This window comes from Shewanella sp. SP1S1-7 (assembly GCF_031932105.1).
Classification (GTDB): Bacteria; Pseudomonadota; Gammaproteobacteria; order Enterobacterales; family Shewanellaceae; genus Shewanella; species Shewanella baltica.
Map to the genome: position 1 here is coordinate 34958 of NZ_JAUOEU010000002.1, position 16112 is coordinate 51069.

At 47.4% G+C, this 16112-nt stretch carries 15 protein-coding genes; 4 read left to right on the top strand and 11 right to left on the bottom strand.

The window, feature by feature from the left end:
* Window positions 1-5: 5 nt before the first annotated feature.
* From der to Q4Q49_RS01905, 8 genes are all read right to left on the bottom strand, one after another.
* A complete protein-coding gene (gene der / locus Q4Q49_RS01870) occupies window positions 6-1472 on the bottom strand; it encodes a ribosome biogenesis GTPase Der (protein WP_106649962.1) in 1467 nt (488 codons plus the stop codon).
* Window positions 1473-1551: 79 nt separating this feature from the next.
* Complete coding sequence (gene bamB, locus Q4Q49_RS01875) at window positions 1552-2739, bottom strand: outer membrane protein assembly factor BamB (RefSeq protein ID WP_259562155.1); 1188 nt, start codon at window positions 2737-2739, stop codon at window positions 1552-1554.
* Between the two features lie 11 nt (window positions 2740-2750).
* On the bottom strand, window positions 2751-3371 hold the full coding sequence (locus Q4Q49_RS01880) for a tetratricopeptide repeat protein (RefSeq protein WP_063883274.1): 621 nt from the start codon (window positions 3369-3371) through the stop codon (window positions 2751-2753).
* 24 nt (window positions 3372-3395) lie between these two features.
* Window positions 3396-4676 carry a histidine--tRNA ligase gene (gene hisS / locus Q4Q49_RS01885; protein WP_311889308.1) on the bottom strand — a complete coding sequence of 427 codons (1281 nt, stop codon included), beginning with the start codon at window positions 4674-4676 and terminating at the stop codon, window positions 3396-3398.
* A gap of 145 nt (window positions 4677-4821) precedes the next feature.
* On the bottom strand, window positions 4822-5937 hold the full coding sequence (gene ispG, locus Q4Q49_RS01890) for a flavodoxin-dependent (E)-4-hydroxy-3-methylbut-2-enyl-diphosphate synthase (protein WP_106649960.1): 1116 nt from the start codon (window positions 5935-5937) through the stop codon (window positions 4822-4824).
* Window positions 5938-5985: 48 nt separating this feature from the next.
* Window positions 5986-7083 (bottom strand): RodZ domain-containing protein, encoded by a 1098-nt coding sequence (locus Q4Q49_RS01895; protein WP_311889310.1) that lies wholly within the window; start codon window positions 7081-7083, stop codon window positions 5986-5988.
* Complete coding sequence (gene pilW, locus Q4Q49_RS01900; RefSeq protein WP_106649958.1) at window positions 7080-7868, bottom strand: type IV pilus biogenesis/stability protein PilW; 789 nt, start codon at window positions 7866-7868, stop codon at window positions 7080-7082. Before pilW ends, Q4Q49_RS01895 begins: the two co-directional genes overlap by 4 nt.
* A 32-nt stretch (window positions 7869-7900) precedes the next feature.
* Window positions 7901-9022 (bottom strand): bifunctional tRNA (adenosine(37)-C2)-methyltransferase TrmG/ribosomal RNA large subunit methyltransferase RlmN, encoded by a 1122-nt coding sequence (locus Q4Q49_RS01905; RefSeq protein ID WP_311998494.1) that lies wholly within the window; start codon window positions 9020-9022, stop codon window positions 7901-7903.
* A gap of 150 nt (window positions 9023-9172) precedes the next feature.
* Here Q4Q49_RS01905 and Q4Q49_RS01910 point away from each other — a divergent pair, with 150 nt between their 5' ends.
* Together Q4Q49_RS01910 and Q4Q49_RS01915 are read left to right on the top strand one after the other, a co-directional pair.
* Entirely contained in the window at window positions 9173-10264 is a 1092-nt protein-coding gene (locus tag Q4Q49_RS01910; protein WP_311998495.1) for a hemolysin family protein, read from the top strand.
* A gap of 144 nt (window positions 10265-10408) precedes the next feature.
* Complete coding sequence (locus tag Q4Q49_RS01915; RefSeq protein WP_311998496.1) at window positions 10409-12154, top strand: bifunctional metallophosphatase/5'-nucleotidase; 1746 nt, start codon at window positions 10409-10411, stop codon at window positions 12152-12154.
* Window positions 12155-12239: 85 nt separating this feature from the next.
* Here the strand turns inward: Q4Q49_RS01915 and Q4Q49_RS01920 are convergent, their stop codons facing one another.
* Window positions 12240-13133, bottom strand: coding sequence for a LysR substrate-binding domain-containing protein (locus Q4Q49_RS01920; RefSeq protein WP_311898818.1), 894 nt, complete (start codon window positions 13131-13133; stop codon window positions 12240-12242).
* Window positions 13134-13363: 230 nt separating this feature from the next.
* Here Q4Q49_RS01920 and Q4Q49_RS01925 point away from each other — a divergent pair, with 230 nt between their 5' ends.
* On the top strand, window positions 13364-13807 hold the full coding sequence (locus tag Q4Q49_RS01925) for a DoxX family protein (protein ID WP_261271499.1): 444 nt from the start codon (window positions 13364-13366) through the stop codon (window positions 13805-13807).
* Between the two features lie 12 nt (window positions 13808-13819).
* Complete coding sequence (locus tag Q4Q49_RS01930) at window positions 13820-14530, top strand: pirin family protein (RefSeq protein WP_311998497.1); 711 nt, start codon at window positions 13820-13822, stop codon at window positions 14528-14530.
* 250 nt (window positions 14531-14780) lie between these two features.
* On the opposite strand, the gene Q4Q49_RS01935 is transcribed toward Q4Q49_RS01930, so the two are convergent.
* Window positions 14781-15305, bottom strand: a complete 525-nt coding sequence (locus tag Q4Q49_RS01935; RefSeq protein ID WP_006082491.1) for a GNAT family N-acetyltransferase — start codon at window positions 15303-15305, stop codon at window positions 14781-14783.
* A 167-nt stretch (window positions 15306-15472) separates the two neighbouring features.
* The gene (locus tag Q4Q49_RS01940) at window positions 15473-15982 is read right to left on the bottom strand and encodes a GNAT family N-acetyltransferase (protein WP_311998498.1); all 510 of its coding nucleotides are present in this window, start codon (window positions 15980-15982) and stop codon (window positions 15473-15475) included.
* Window positions 15983-16112: the final 130 nt, after the last annotated feature.

The following is a 16112-nucleotide window of genomic DNA, read 5'->3' on the forward strand; positions in this document are numbered from 1 at the left end:
AAACACTATTTGGTTTTTCTGTCTTTGATATGGCTTTGTGCGCGCTTGCGACGACGCTCTTGGCTCATAGTCAACTTCTCAGTTTTGTTTTCAAATGGGTTATCACCCTCTTGGAAACGTAGTTGGATTGGCGTACCCACCACTTTCAATGAACGACGGAAGTAGTTCATCATGTAGCGCTTATACGAGTCTGGCAGCTTGCTAACTTGGTTACCGTGGATCACCACGATTGGTGGATTGTAACCACCTGCGTGCGCGTATTTAAGCTTCACACGGCGACCATTCACTAATGGCGGCTGGTGATCGTCCTGCGACATTTGCATGATACGTGTCAGCATAGAAGTACTAACGCGGCGTGTGGCACTGTCGTAGGCTTCTTCAATCGATTCAAATAAATGGCCAACACCAGTACCGTGCAGCGCCGAAATAAAGTGAATACGAGCAAAGTCGATAAAGCCAAGACGACGGTCAAGCTCACTCTTCACACGATCTTTAATCCCTTGGTCGATACCATCCCACTTGTTGACGGCAATCACCAAAGCGCGACCCGCATTGAGCGCGAACCCTAACAGACCTAAATCTTGCTCGGCGATACCTTCACGGGCATCGATGATAAGCAACACCACGTTAGCATCTTCAACCGCTTTCAAGGTTTTGATCACTGAGAATTTCTCAATGACTTGATGTACTTTACTGCGGCGACGAACCCCCGCGGTATCGATAATCACGTACTCGCGACCTTCACGTTCCATTGGAATGTAAATACTGTCACGGGTCGTGCCAGGCTCATCAAATACCACAACGCGCTCTTCACCTAGAATACGGTTAGTCAGGGTTGACTTACCGACGTTCGGTTTACCTATGATCGCTAACTTGATAGGCAAATCTTGCAGACGCTTTTGCTCAGCTTCGGCTTCTTCTTCGGTATATTCACGCTCTTCGGTCACTTCGCCTTCGTCTTGACGCACTATGCCCATCGCTTCGGCATAAGGAGTCAGCGCGTATTCGATCATGTTGGTCACGCCGCGTCCTTGAGACGCTGCCATTTGGTAAACTTCACCTAGACCTAAAGACCAAAACTCGGCGCAGGCAGAATCGGCATCAATACCGTCCACTTTGTTCGCAACCACGAAAGTGGTTTTTTCACGGCTACGTAAGTGCTGTGCAATCGATAGATCCGCAGAGGTTAAACCCGCGCGCGCATCAGTCATAAATAGAACAACATCGGCTTCTTCAATGGCGGCAAGGGATTGCTCGGCCATTTTCGTCTCGATCCCTTCTTCAGTGCCATCGATACCGCCGGTATCGACCACAATGAACTCATAGCCGGATAAGAATGCTCGACCATATTTACGGTCACGTGTTAGGCCAGGAAAGTCAGCAACCAGCGCATCACGCGTGCGCGTAAGGCGATTAAATAGGGTGGATTTACCGACGTTCGGCCGACCAACAAGGGCCACTACAGGGATCATGATTTTGCCTCTAAAAAACTTTTCAATAAAAAGCCCCCGGAACACACTTCCAGGGGCTCTACAAGGATAACACTTTTAACTATGGAAGTGTTACAACAGCTAACTTTCCACTGCGACCTTGAACATAGATTTTATCGTCAACCACTAATGGCTGGCTGTATAATCCAGAGCTGTCCACTTGGACACGACCGACAATCGTCCCTGTACTGCGATCGATGAAGTGTAAATAACCTTCGAAATCACCCACAACTAAATAGTCTTTATACACAGCTGGTGACGTCAGAGTGCGGTTAGCTAACTCAGAGTTGCTCCACAGCTCTAAACCGTTACGTTTATCAACTGAGTAGATACGGCTGTGGTCGTCAACGACGAACAAACTTAAGCCCGCTGATGCTAACTCGTTAAAGCTAGAATACTTACGTGTCCACACAACTCGACCCGTGCGCAGTTCCATCGACACTAAGTTACCGTTGTAGCTCACCGCATATAAGTTGTCGCCAAGGATCAGCGGCGTCATATCCACGTCGGCCATACGCGTAAACTCGTTACCGCCCGTTGGATTGTAAATCGCCTGTTCCCATGCAGCTTGACCATTGTTTTTAATCACAACAGCCACTTTGCCATCGGCAGTACCGATAAAGAAACCGCCCGCTTCATAAGCTGCAGAACCTGTACCGCGCAGGGTCAGATTTGGCAATTGCATTTCGTACACCCACAGCTTAGCGCCAGTATCGACGTTAAAGGCTTCGAGTGAACCTGAGCTGGTGCTGACAACCACAACGTCATCGGCAACCGTTGGCGCAGACAATAACTCACCACCGGCAACCACATGCCATAAAACTTGGCCATCTTCGGCGTTCAGCGCGGCTAACAGCCCGCTTTCTCCCCCTAAAAAGACTTTATTACGCGCAGCAGTTACGCCAGCGGCGATTCGCGCACCTTTGTTTTTTGCTAAGGCGTTATCACGAAATTCTTCGCTGAAATCTTTAGTCCAAACGCGCTCGCCCGTCGCTTCGTCAAACGCGGTGACTTCACCATAACGATCGGCGGCAAATATTTTGCCATAACGAACGGCAGGAGCGAGGCGAGAGTAATAATCACCTACACCATCACCGACAGAGGCGCTCCAACTTACTTCAGGGAACACTGTCGCCTGAATTGCAGTTAACTCACTGACAGGCTCGTCTTCAACATCGCTCGACGAACAGGCGGATAACATGGCCAGACTTAATCCGGCGGCTAGCAGGTTTTTGCACCAAGACTTCATCAAGGGATCCCTTATGCCTGATTTAGGCTATCAAGTTTGATTTTAAGCGCTGGGCTTGTGACCACACCACCATTGTCCATGGCAGCTTGATAAGCTGTTTTCGCTTTCTCAACTTCACCTTGACGTACTAAGAAATCGCCTTTTAATTCATCGCGCTGGGCGAAGAAGGCTTTATCTGTAACTTGCTCTAAAGTTGCCAGAGCAGCGTCTATTTGACCTTGCTCGGCTTGTACTCGAGCGACACGTAAAGTTGCAATCATATCTAAACCAGCACCTGGTTTAGCCGCAATAACCTTGTTCAAGGCTTCGATAGCTTTAGGGTAATCCTTAGCTTCTACCGCAGTTTTTGCCACGATCAGTTCTAGTAGCGCTTGATAACCTTTTTGATCATGATTTTTAGAAAACTCAGCCACACCCGCCAGCATAGCGGCTTCGTCGCTTGATTTAGTGGTCAACTCGTGGAAAGCTTTTGAGGCTTCTTCCGCTTGGGCCACTTTAACGTCAGAATAATAATTCCACGCATACAGGCCGCCTAAACCAACGACCGCCCCAATAAAAATCGAGGTTCCATAGTCTTTCCAGAACTGCTTGATAGCATCAACTTGTTGTTCTTCTGTGCTATAAATTTCCACGCGCACGTCCCCTTATATGATCTATTACTTAATGGCCAGTTCAGCCAAAAATGCGCCTAAGGCACTTCGAGCTACCCGTTGTTGTTCGTTATCATTGCGTAAATATTTCACTGTCACCATGCCTTCGGCCAGTTCATCTTCACCAATCAGTAAGGCGACAGCTGCACCGCTTTTATCGGCACGTTTCATTTGTTTTTTCACATTACCGCCACCGCAGTGACTCATCACTTTAAGGTTTGGCAGCGCGCTGCGTAATTCCTGCGCAACTTTAATCGCTTCAACCAGACAGCTATCACCCATAGCAGTAACATACACATCCACTTCTGGCGGAATATCTTTGTTTAGCTCTAAGGTTTCAAGCAGCAAGACAATGCGCTCTAAGCCCATGGCGAAACCCACTGCTGGGGTATCTTTACCGCCTAACTGGGCGACTAAGCCGTCATAGCGACCACCCGCAAGCACTGTACCTTGTGAGCCTAAACTCGATGTAACCCATTCAAATACTGTACGATTGTAATAATCTAAACCACGTACTAGGCGCGGATTAATGGTGTATTTGATACCCACAGCATCAAGTAGTTCACGCAATTGTGAAAAATGTGTCTTGGATTCTTCACCGAGGAAATCCATCAACTCAGGTGCACCAGCCAAAATAGCTTGGACATTTTGATCTTTTGAATCCAATACCCGCAGCGGATTGCTGTACATGCGACGCTTGCTGTCTTCATCGAGCGCATCTTTATGTAGTTCTAAAAACGCAATCAAGGCATCACGGTAAACCGCGCGCTCAGCGGGATCACCTAATGTATTAAGCTCTAACGACACGTGATCGCTAATACCGAGTTTTTCCCACAGGCGGGCTGATAACATCAAAACTTCAGCATCAATATCCGCTGTGCCTATGCCATACACTTCCACGCCAAATTGGTTAAATTGGCGATAGCGACCTTTTTGTGGGCGCTCATGACGGAACATAGGGCCCATATACCAAAGACGTTGTTCTTGGTTATATAGCAGACCGTTTTCGTTACCCGCACGCACTGTCGATGCCGTACCTTCTGGGCGCAGCGTTAAGCTGTCACCGTTATTATCTGCGAAGGTATACATTTCTTTTTCAACAATATCAGTCACTTCACCGATAGAGCGTTTAAAGAGATCGGTATTTTCCACTATTGGAGTGCGGATTTCGCTGTAACCGTAAGCACTAACGCTCGAACGTAGTACCGCTTCCACTTTTTGCCATAGAGGACTTTGAGTTGGCAGAATGTCATTCATTCCGCGAATCGCTTGGATCTGTTTTGCCACTGTATCGACTCGTCCGATTTAGCTAAATTAATAAAAAATGTCACGCATTATAGGCTTTTGAACGTAAAACGTAAAACGACCCCGTCGGTTTCGGGGCCAAGCTCAAAATCATTAGGCGTAATCTGTGCCCAAATGCAGATGCATATTACTCAGTTGTGTCTTTTATTTGAATACGGTTCGCCATTTGACTGGCCTTAGCGCGAATTTTCGCTTCGAGGGAATCGACAATATTGTCGTTATCAAAACGTTCTTTTTGACGTTCACCCTCGTCGTAATATCCGCTCTTATTGTGTCCGCCGGTTAAACCAATATGCGACACTAAGGCTTCGCCTGGACCGTTCACAACGCAGCCGATGATAGACACATCCATGGCGGTAGTCACGTCTTCGAGGCGACGCTCTAACTCATTGACTGTGCTTATCACATCAAACTCTTGACGGGAGCAAGATGGGCAGGCGATGAAGTTAATCCCGCGGCTACGGATACGCAGCGACTTTAAAATATCAAAACCGACTTTGATTTCTTCAACGGGATCGGCCGCAAGGGAAATACGCAGGGTATCACCGATACCTTCGGCCAATAACATGCCTAGACCCACGGCCGATTTAACTGAACCCGCGCGTGCGCCGCCCGCTTCGGTAATGCCTAAATGCAAAGGTTGACGGATTTGTTTTGCCAATAAACGATAGGATTCAACCGCTAAAAACACGTCGGAGGCTTTCACGCTGACCTTGAATTGGTCGAAGTTTAATCGGTCCAGAATATCTACATGGCGCATGGCCGATTCGAGCAAGGCTTCAGGCGTTGGCTCTTTGTACTTGTCCATCAGATCTTTCTCTAATGAACCGCCATTCACACCAATACGGATAGGAATATTGTGGTCACGGGCACATTCCACCACGCTGCGAATACGCTCTTCGTTGCCGATATTGCCCGGATTAATACGCAAGCAATCAACACCATACTCAGCAACTTTTAAGGCGATACGATAATCGAAATGGATGTCGGCCACTAAAGGCACCTTAACCGCTTGCTTAATGAGTTTAAAGGCTTCTGCCGCATCCATAGTCGGCACTGAGACACGAACTATATCGGCACCAACTTTTTCCAAGGCACGAATTTGAGCGATTGTCGCTTCAACATCTGTGGTCTTAGTATTGGTCATTGACTGAACGGCAATCGGCGCCCCATCACCAATCGGTACATTACCCACATAAATGCGGGTGGAAGGACGTCTTTTTATGGGAGTTTCATTATACATGCTTAATACGCTCTATTTCGGTACGTGCTGTAGATCATTAGGTGGTCGTTAAGCCTTAGGTAAGGTTAAGCGCGCGACACGTCCCTTAGGGACATCAGCTAAGCTAACCATTTGACCATCTAAGCTTAATGTCGCCACTTGCGGCGCACCTAGAATAATTTTAAATGGTGGTACACCACTCACTTGCACTGTGGCGCCAGCGCCTTTCACACCATCGACTAACGCTTTACCTTTAGCATCGACAATGTTAATCCAGCAATCACCCGTTAACTGTACCTTGATAATCGATTCACCGGCAGTGGCCACCAGAGTATTGGTCGTTGTGGCTGGCGATGTTAAAACAGGCAAAGTCGTTGCAGTTACAACGGGCTGAGTTGCAGGCTGTTGCACAAACGTCTGTTGAGCTACCATCTGTTCAGCTACCGAAGAGGCCGTTTGAGACGCTGTGGTAGCAGCATTAGCCGAGCCACCATCTTCATTACTCGTATCAACCGTTTGAGGATAATTATTGTCAGTAGGCCCAGTGCTCACATCAATAGTGCTGGCATCGGTATCTTTAATCGGGCCGTCAATTGACATAGAGCCGTTAGCCGCGATGTCGGTCAATTGTTGACTCGCATCGGTTTCGGTCAATAGTACGTCACCAGGTAGCGTTTGGTTCGCGGCGGCGACCTCTTCTACCGTGGGTTTCGATACATCAATAGTGCTTAACAAAGTCGTTTTTTGCATCCACCAGACGACTAACGAGCCGAGTAACACAATAACGATAAAAATACTCAGCCAAGTTAAACGCGTATCGCGGGCTTGATAAGTCGTTTTACGGGAAAAGCTTTGCATTGCAGGCTCAGTCACCACAGGCACTTGGCGCACTAAACACGCTTCAATCAAAGCCGCATCCGCGCTGACCATACGGGCATAGTTTTTTACATAACCACGAACATAAGTGGATGAGGCAATATTGGTAAAATTGTCGGCTTCAAGATCTTCAACAATACGAGGGCGTAAATGCAATTTAACCGCCGCATCTTGAATACTAAGGCCCATTTTTTCACGGCCAGCTTTTAATAAGGTTCCAAGCGTTACATCTAGCGCGATAGATTGCGGTGCTACCGACTCAACTGGCGCATTGATTTCATGATCTTTCATTGATGCAAATTAACTCTGTATTGCTTGGCCTGAGGTGATGCTGGGAATTTGGCAAGCAATAAAATACCAAATCTCTTCACAGCGGCATCATCATTCACTGCCTGCTCTATTTTGATCCCGAGCGCTAAACTTTCTGGAGTTTGCTCAGCCACTTGGTGATATCGCGCTAATTGGTTTCGCGCCTGAATAAAATCACCTTGGTCGACTTCTAACTCTGCCAACTCCAGCAACGACACCGATCTTCTCGGGTCATACTTTAACGCCATCTGAAAATACTGTCGTGCCTTTTCTGCTTGTCCAGCTTCGCGGCTACAGAGACCTAAGTTCTCGTAGCTTGAGGCCGTTCGCGTATATTTGGGCATTTCGATTGCGGCCAAAAACATTTTTTCAGCTTTGTTGTATTGCTTTTGTTGGCACAAAAACACCCCGAAGTTATTCATGGAATCGCCAGAGGCGTCCTTGGTACTAATGGCATTCATGTACGACTCTTCAGTACGTACTAAATCGCCCACGGTTTGATAGTAATAAGCCAAAGCGGTGTGCACATCTTCAAGCTCTGGGGCATATTCTAATGCTTTATCAAGATTGTATTTGGCTTGTTCCGAATTACCTCGATTTAAATAGGTTAAACCGAGCTGCAAACGCTCGCGCGCGGCGGCGACTTTGTCTAACTTTCGTTCCGAAACAGGAATATCTGTCCCAGTATAAGTACGCTCAGTGACGCACCCTGTCATCAATAATGACAGGGTTAAAATCAACGAAAACCTTGGCAATCCATGCTTCATGGGCAAGCCTATAAATCTGTGCAAACAAAGAGTTAATTCATTGTGACTGAAATCTGGTTTTCTTGCATGCGTTTTTTTGCTAAACGTTTCGTTCTATCGCGAATATCACCAGCTAACTGACCACAAGCTGCATCAATATCATCGCCACGGGTTTTACGCACGATCACAGTAAAACCGTACTCCATTAGCACCTTAGAAAAACGGTCGATACGAGAGTTAGATGAACGGCCGTAAGGCGAGCCTGGATACGGGTTGAATGGGATCAGATTTATCTTACAAGGTGTATCTTTCATCAACTTAGCTAACTCATGGGCTTGATCTGTGCTGTCGTTGATATGATCTAGCATCACGTATTCAACCGTCACGCGTCCACGGTTTGCATTAGATTTGGCGATATAACGACGAATACCCGCTAAAAACTCATCCAGCGGATATTTTTTATTGATTGGGACCAGAATGTCACGCAGCTCATCATTTGGCGCATGGATACTGACTGCAAGTGCCACATCAAGCGCATCACCCACTTTATCTAACGCAGGCACTACGCCTGATGTTGATAAGGTCACGCGGCGTTTTGATAAGCTAAAACCAAAATCATCGAGCATGATGTCCATTGCTGGGATCACATTGGCTAGGTTGAGCAATGGCTCGCCCATGCCCATCATCACGACGTTAGTAATAGGACGCTCGCCCGTGTCTTTAGCAAAACCTAAAAAGTGCGATACACGCCAGATTTGGCCGACGATTTCAGAAACCGTTAAGTTACGGTTAAACCCTTGCTGCCCCGTAGAGCAGAAAGTACATTCCAGTGCACAACCCACTTGGGATGAAACGCACAAGGTCGCGCGGTCATCCTCAGGAATATAAACCGTTTCAACTTCTTGGCCTTGACCAACATTGATTGCGAATTTAATCGTCCCGTCGGTCGATTTTTGGAAGCTCGAAATTTCCGGCGCAACGATCTCGCAGCGAGCCGCCAATTTTTGACGTAACACTTTGTTGATGTTGGTCATCTCTTCGAAGTCACTGACGCCGAAATGATATAGCCATTTCATGAGCTGATCGGCACGAAAGGGTTTCTCTCCCATGTCCGCAAATAATGCGCGCATCGCCTTACGATCAAGGTCTAATAAATTGATCTTCTTTTCACTCATATAGCTAACCTCAACACCAAAACCGGATCCTGTAACAGGGCGGCGAATTATACAGACGCAAATAAATTTTAGCCAGTAACTCAATTAACCTATGCTAGAATCTCCACGGGCTAATGTTGGCCTAAAATACGGAGTTGTAATTCCACCTATATGTTAACCCTCATCATTATAGTGCTTGTCGCTGTCGGAGTTTCTTTTCTGTGCAGTGTGTTCGAAGCTGTTCTGCTATCGGTTACCCCAAGTTATATCGCATCACTCGAACAAACTGACAGTGCCGCAGCCGCGCGCTTGCGTAAACTGAAAGAAAATGTCGAAGCCCCTTTGGTGTCAATCCTTACGTTAAATACTATCGCTCATACCGTTGGCGCTGCCGTTGCGGGTGCGCAAGCAGCGAAAGTATTTGGTGACGATATGTTGGGTGTTTTCTCGGGCGTATTGACCTTTATTATTCTGTTCTTCTCAGAAATTATTCCTAAATCATTGGGTGCCAACCATTGGCGTCGCCTCGCACCGAGCGTGTCTGTTGCCGTGATGTGGATGAAGCGTGTCACTAAACCGCTGATCTGGATGTCGCAGCAAGTCACTCGCCTGATGGGCAAAGGCGATGAAGGCCAATATATCCGCCAAGAAATGAGCGCGATGGCAAAAATCGGCCATGAATCCGGTGAGCTTGACGAGCAAGAGTCGAAAATTCTGACGCAAATGCTCAAGGTACGTGATATGCCCGTTACAGCAATCATGACACCGCGCACTGTGATGTTCTCGCTGCCAGTGGATCTGACTCAAAATGAGTTTGTACGTCAATATCGCGACAAGCCTTTTACCCGTATTCCAGTATACGATCAGGATCATGACGATATTATCGGTTATATCACCCGTACCGATGTGTTGCTGGCTGAGCGTTACACACCAGAAGCACCGATTGGTGAGCTTAAACGGAGTTTATTTGTGGTGCCTGAAACCGCCAAAATTCTGCCACTGTTTGAGCGTATGATTAAACGTAACACCCAAATTGCTATGGTGGTCGACGAGTACGGCAGTAGCCAAGGTATTGTGACTCAAGAAGATATTATCGAATCTATGCTAGGATTAGAGATTGTCGATTTAAACGATCCCGCGACCGATATGCAGCAATTAGCACGTAAACTTTGGACTAAGCGCATGAAGCAAAAAGGCATTCGCCTATCCGATGACGGTGATTTTGAAGCCGCATCCGATGATGACGAAGCCAAATCCGGTTAAAGGCTAAGCCAGTTTAGTGCTTGTTAATATAAAGGGAGCCTAGCTCCCTTTATTCTTTTAGAATGCGGATAACTCAGAACCCTCTGAGCCTCGCATTTTGAGGTCGCTTGGGTATATACTCACCCGCCGTAATAGAGGTAAGTTATGACACAGAGCTACACACTCTCACTCGCGCACATTAATGACACCCATTCGAATTTTGAGCCCTGCCGCGTCCAATTTAGTCTTAACCTCGGCCAGCATAAGCTTGATGTAACCAGCCATAGCGGTGGTTATGCCCGCATCGGCCACCACATCACTAAGGCACGTCAAGCTGCTGCACAAACCAATACGCCGTTTGTTTTCCTGCACGGTGGCGACAGCTTCCAAGGCACGCTTTATTTCAGCCATTTTAAAGGCAAGGCCAACGCCCACTTACTCAATCTGTTAGCGCCCGATGCTATGGTCATTGGCAACCACGATATCGATGAAGGTAACGCCAGACTTGCCGAGTTTGCTAAGCAGATTGATTTCCCATTGCTTGCGGGCAACATGGATTTAAGCCAAGAAGATCTCAACAAACCCGGTTGTCTGCGTGGTTTGCCTAATATCTTAGATTATGATCATGAGCAAAAACGCGCGAAATATCTGCTTAAGCCTTTCCACGATAAGACGTTAGCCATTGTCGGTATTACGTTAGATCAAATGAAAGAGATCGCGCGCCCCGATCCAGACACTCATTTTGTCGATGCTATCGCGACAACCGCACGCACGATTGAGCACCTTAAAAATCAAGGCATCAAACATATTATCGTGCTCAGCCACTTAGGCTTAGATCAAGATAAGCGCCTTGCGGCCGAAGTCGAGGGTATTAGCCTTATCGTCGGTGGTCACACGCATACGCTACAGGGCGATTTTCGCGCCTTAGGTTTGAGCAACTTGCCCTACGGTGAAGTCATCAACAACACGCCGATAGTGCATGCGGGTAAATATGCCGAAGTCGTCGGCTTAGCCGAGATAACGTTTGATGCTGAAGGTAAAGTGCTGAGCCTAACAGGCGGCAACTATTTCATGCTGGATCAACACTTTATCTTAAGTGCTAACACAGCTGTCGATAATCAAGATTACCAAGCGGTGCGTCAACAGCTCAGTCAGCACCCAAATGTCCTTTGGGATGATGCCGATGCCGATATTGATGGCGTGATCCGAGACATCTACAAACCCGCCATCGCGGATATGGAGAACAAAGTCTTAGCACTGGTGCCAAAAAACTTAGTCCATACCCGCTTACCGTCTAAGGCCCTGCCCCACGGCAGTGAAATTGCGCCTTGGGTCAGTCGCAGCATGTTCCAAGAAGCTAAGCTTGTCGATCCTAGGGTGAACTTTGCCTTGCATAATGCCGGCGGTGTGCGCCAGTCGGTAGCCCAAGGTCAGTTGACGCTGGCGGATGTGATGGGGCAATTACTGCCCTTCGAATTGCCGCTGGTTAAGTATGAAATTCAAGGTCAGTTCCTGTATCAAGCACTCGAGTCGGCGATTAACGCGGCGACCAACAACAGCGTCCGTGGCACTGGTGCGGGTAGCTTCCCTTACACCTACGGCTTACGGTATTACTACGATGGCCGGCGTCCACTGGGCGAGCGTTTATTTAGATTGGAGATGATGCAGCAGGACAGCCAATCTCTTTGGTATCCCGTTGAGCCTGAGTCACTGTATGTCGGGGTATCGACCTCTTACACTGCTGCGGGTAAGGAAGGCTATCATCCATTGCTGCAAGCTCGCTGGCAGGAGTCGATGGAGTCTCTGACGTTGCCACAGGCATTTATTCGATTCTTAAATCGCTCACCGAATCTGTCTGATTTACTGTCACAGCATGTGCATTACACCAGCCACAGCCAACGTATGGGTTAAGTGCCAATGCTCCCCATGGCGTCAACATTGATGCAGTGAGGAGCAAAGTGAGTGGCTGCTTACAAAGCGCTAAACAAACCTGAGCTTAAAATTGCCAATCACATTGCGGTAAACGCGCAGTAAACCAATCCTGCGCCTTGCCCTGCGCGTCTTTGCGCCACGCCATAAACACAGCTTGGGGTGGGCGCGGCATTTCCACATGACAAGCCACTAAGCTTCCCGCCGTCAACGCATCTAAGATCAAGTGTTTTGGAATGTAGCCTACGCCAAGTCCCAATTGCTGCGCTTTAATCTTGGTCTGCATATTCGGCACCCGGATCACTTGACGACTATCAAATAAGCCGCTCGAGCGCTGCGCTAAGGCAGTCGAACTGTCAGCCACCACAATGGAAGGGAATTGCAGTAATGCCTCGGTCGGAATAGGACCGGCGTGCTGCGCCAATGGGTGGGCAGGATTTAAGGCAAACACAAACTCCAACTCACCGATTTCGACCACATGATATTGACCTTTTGGCAGTTCACCCGTCACACCAATAGCAATATCGGCACGTCCCGAATAAAGCGCATCCCAGCCGCCACCTAAGGACTCTTCACTGATGTTCACCGTCACTTGCTTACCCAGCTCAGTAAATTCCCCGATCAACTGCAATAGGGGTAAATCCGGCACGACAGTATCGATTGCTAAGGTTAACGAAGACTCCCAGCCGGTCTCGAGTTGACGCACCGCTTCTTCCAGCCTAGACGTTGCCGAAAGGATTTCTCGACCTTGGCGCAGCACAAGTTGACCGACTAAGGTCAGTTCGGCGCGTTGGCCCTTACGTTCAAATAATTTTGTGCCTAAATCGCTTTCCAGTTTCTGCACTGTGTAGGTCAGCGCCGACGGCACTCGGAACAAGGACTCGGCCGCTGCGGAAAAACTGCCTTTTCTATCAATGGCATCGAGTACGATTAATCCATCGAGACTAATAGATGGCAACATAAAAACCTCATATTCAAATTATTTGAAGTCAGCATTGAAAATGTTCCAATTTTCTTTGCCAAAGGTCAAGTCTACACTGCTTAGCAATGGAGAGGCTCTGCGGAACTCACTGCCGAAATCGGATGTAGACACTGAGTAAAGTTAAGTTAGAACAGATTTAAAAACTGAGTTAAAACTGATTAAACAATACACTAAACACTTGTCAAATAATTTGAAACAAGGAATACCCCATGAAAGCACTCATCGCAAAAACACTCAAATCAGCCCCTAGTCTTGCCCCACTGGCACTGCGTCTTCCTATCGGGATTATCTTAATCGCCCATGGTTCACAAAAACTGTTTGGCTGGTTCGGTGGGTACGGCTTAGAAGGCACTGGACAATGGATGGCATCCATAGGTTTGACGCCAGGTTACTTAATGGCACTGATGGCAGGTTCAAGTGAATTCTTCGGCGGCCTATTCCTGTTACTCGGCCTGCTGACTCGCCCAACCGCCCTCGTATTGTCATTCACTATGATAATAGCGATTTTCTCAGTACACATAGGCAACGGTCTGTTCCTTGCCAACAACGGTTACGAATTTGGTCTCGCCCTACTCGCAGCCACAGTGTCATTGGCGGTTTCAGGTGCAGGCAAGTTCGCTGTCGATAACGTATTCGCTAACCGCATCAAATAAAGGGGAAGCAAGATGATCACATTAAGAAAAGAACAGGATCGCGGTCAAGCAGATTTAGGCTGGCTAAAGAGTCAACATACCTTCTCTTTCTCTAGCTACTATGACCCAGAGCACATGGGGATTTCATCCCTAAGAGTCATCAACGATGACAGAGTTGCACCGGGTGCAGGTTTTGATACCCATGGACATAAAGACATGGAGATCATCAGTTACGTGATATCTGGCACTATCGCCCATAAAGACAGTTTCGGAAATATCAAAACTTTACCTGCTGGTGAGTTTCAGTTGATGTCGGCGGGTAAAGGCATTTACCACAGCGAGTTCAATGCTTCTAATACTGAGCCGCTACACTTTTTACAAATTTGGATCCGTCCAGATACCTTAGGCATAGATGCGGGTTATCAGCAAAAGGCATTCGAACAGAGTTCACCACTGACGGCCGTGGTGACACCAAACGGTGAAAATGGCACGCTGAAAGTGCAGCAGGATGCGACCTTATATCGTTTAATGTTGAGCGAAGGCGAAAAAGTGACGATGGCCAGAACCGCCGAACAAGCGAGTCGTCATCTGTATGTGCAATTGATTGAAGGTACGCTGGATATCAATGGCACAACACTCACGACTGGGGACGGCGCACATCTGACCCAGCTTGCGAGTGTCGACTTTACGGCGACAAGCGGCCAAATCATCGCACTAGTATTCGACTTGTCAGCTAACGCGTAATACGAGCGGCTTAACTGAACCACTCAGTACAGCCGCTTAACGATTGAGCAAACGATTAAGCAAGTCATTGAGCAAGTGATTACATGCCAGCTTGATAAACACTCACCTAGAAAACCTAGAAGCACTGCCACAAGTCATCTTTGGCAGTGTTTTTTATTGGCGTTTTTATGGTCATGTTATAAGGCGATGTTATAAAAGCAGTGCTAACGGCCTCGTTGAGCGAACCAGACCCGCACTTTGATAAGCTGAGTTAAAGCGCGAGTGTCATGCTGAAATTAACCAACACTTGGGCTTGGCCCTGTGCTTTATCCGCCGCATTCAAAAAACGCTTATGTTCATTACGGCGAATACTGCGAAATCCTTGTTTTTCAAAAAAAGGTCGCGCGAGATAGGATGCTTCAACCGTTAATCGTTTCAGCGCTAAAATTTTAACTTCTTCAAACAACGCAAAATACAAAGAGGTGGCCACCCCAGAACGGGCATATTCGGGATGAACGAACAGACATTCCACTTCGGCAGCGGCTTCAACTTCACTGTCGGCACCTATCTTAAGATTGATAAATCCCACCAGCATGTTATCGGCTTCAGCAACCCAAATCGTGGTGCCCTTTAAGCGTTCGAGCCAATAGTTCTCACTGCGGATCTCACCTTCGATATAAGCCCAAGCAGAGCGCTCGGCAAACGAGTAAAACTCGCCAGAGCCTTGCATCACACTCGCCTCAAAGATCGCCGCCAACTGCGAGACATCCGATGGCGTAAATAGTCGGATCTTCATTCTCTGCCCTCCATCTTGAATTGTTAATCGCTTAAGATTAACCGTATTCTAATCTAAGTTAAATAGTACTGATTTAACTTAAATAGTGTCACTCAACGGCGTTAAGCTAATGTTTTACTGTGGAATACCTTACATCACTTTTTGGTTGAAACCCTAGTAAGCAAACGTTAAATATTCTTTTCCATATAGAAGCCCGGGATCACTTGCCCTAGTTTTTGCTGATAACTGCGCTGTATTTGAATGAATCCCATACGGGTAAATAACCCTTTAGACAGATAAGATGCATCCACACTCAAGCGCGCATAGCCTTGCGCCTTAGCCCACGCTTCTAAAACAAGATAAGCACGCTCACCCAATCCCTTAGCTTGATAATCTGGATGGATATATAAGCTGTCTACGTAACCTTGGTGGGCAAAATGAGTTTCGACATTGATAAAACCGCAGCAAATTAAAGAAGCTGTCGCTGCATCTTTGACTAATACTACCCACGCCTTCGAGCGGTTTAAGCGCAAATCCCAATGTTTAGCCGATCTTGGCGCCGCAGACCAAGCAGAAAGTTGCGCCTGTGAATAACGAGCATGGGTGATGTTATGCACACAAAGATGAAATAACTCACTCACCTCACGGGCATAACATGACTGATAAGGCTGGATCTCGAACTGTTCAAACGCCGTCACTTAAGTGTTCTCTGTTAAGTAATAACCGCTAGCAATAGCGCTATTTTGCCGCGTTTCGCTTAATCGAGATAGGCTCAAATTTTGCGGCATTGAAGGCTAAAAACAAAAACGGCCTCGAAGGTATCGAAGC

Bases quoted from the DNA above. Each gene is read 5' to 3' on its own strand.
- der (WP_106649962.1), bottom strand. From the start codon at position 1,472: ATGATCCCTGTAGTGGCCCTTGTTGGTCGGCCGAACGTCGGTAAATCC.
- bamB (WP_259562155.1), bottom strand. From the start codon at position 2,739: ATGAAGTCTTGGTGCAAAAACCTGCTAGCCGCCGGATTAAGTCTGGCC.
- ispG (WP_106649960.1), bottom strand. From the start codon at position 5,937: ATGTATAATGAAACTCCCATAAAAAGACGTCCTTCCACCCGCATTTAT.
- Q4Q49_RS01895 (WP_311889310.1), bottom strand. From the start codon at position 7,083: ATGAAAGATCATGAAATCAATGCGCCAGTTGAGTCGGTAGCACCGCAA.
- pilW (WP_106649958.1), bottom strand. From the start codon at position 7,868: ATGAAGCATGGATTGCCAAGGTTTTCGTTGATTTTAACCCTGTCATTA.
- Q4Q49_RS01905 (WP_311998494.1), bottom strand. From the start codon at position 9,022: ATGAGTGAAAAGAAGATCAATTTATTAGACCTTGATCGTAAGGCGATG.
- Q4Q49_RS01910 (WP_311998495.1), top strand. From the start codon at position 9,173: ATGTTAACCCTCATCATTATAGTGCTTGTCGCTGTCGGAGTTTCTTTT.
- Q4Q49_RS01915 (WP_311998496.1), top strand. From the start codon at position 10,409: ATGACACAGAGCTACACACTCTCACTCGCGCACATTAATGACACCCAT.
- Q4Q49_RS01920 (WP_311898818.1), bottom strand. From the start codon at position 13,133: ATGTTGCCATCTATTAGTCTCGATGGATTAATCGTACTCGATGCCATT.
- Q4Q49_RS01925 (WP_261271499.1), top strand. From the start codon at position 13,364: ATGAAAGCACTCATCGCAAAAACACTCAAATCAGCCCCTAGTCTTGCC.
- Q4Q49_RS01930 (WP_311998497.1), top strand. From the start codon at position 13,820: ATGATCACATTAAGAAAAGAACAGGATCGCGGTCAAGCAGATTTAGGC.
- Q4Q49_RS01935 (WP_006082491.1), bottom strand. From the start codon at position 15,305: ATGAAGATCCGACTATTTACGCCATCGGATGTCTCGCAGTTGGCGGCG.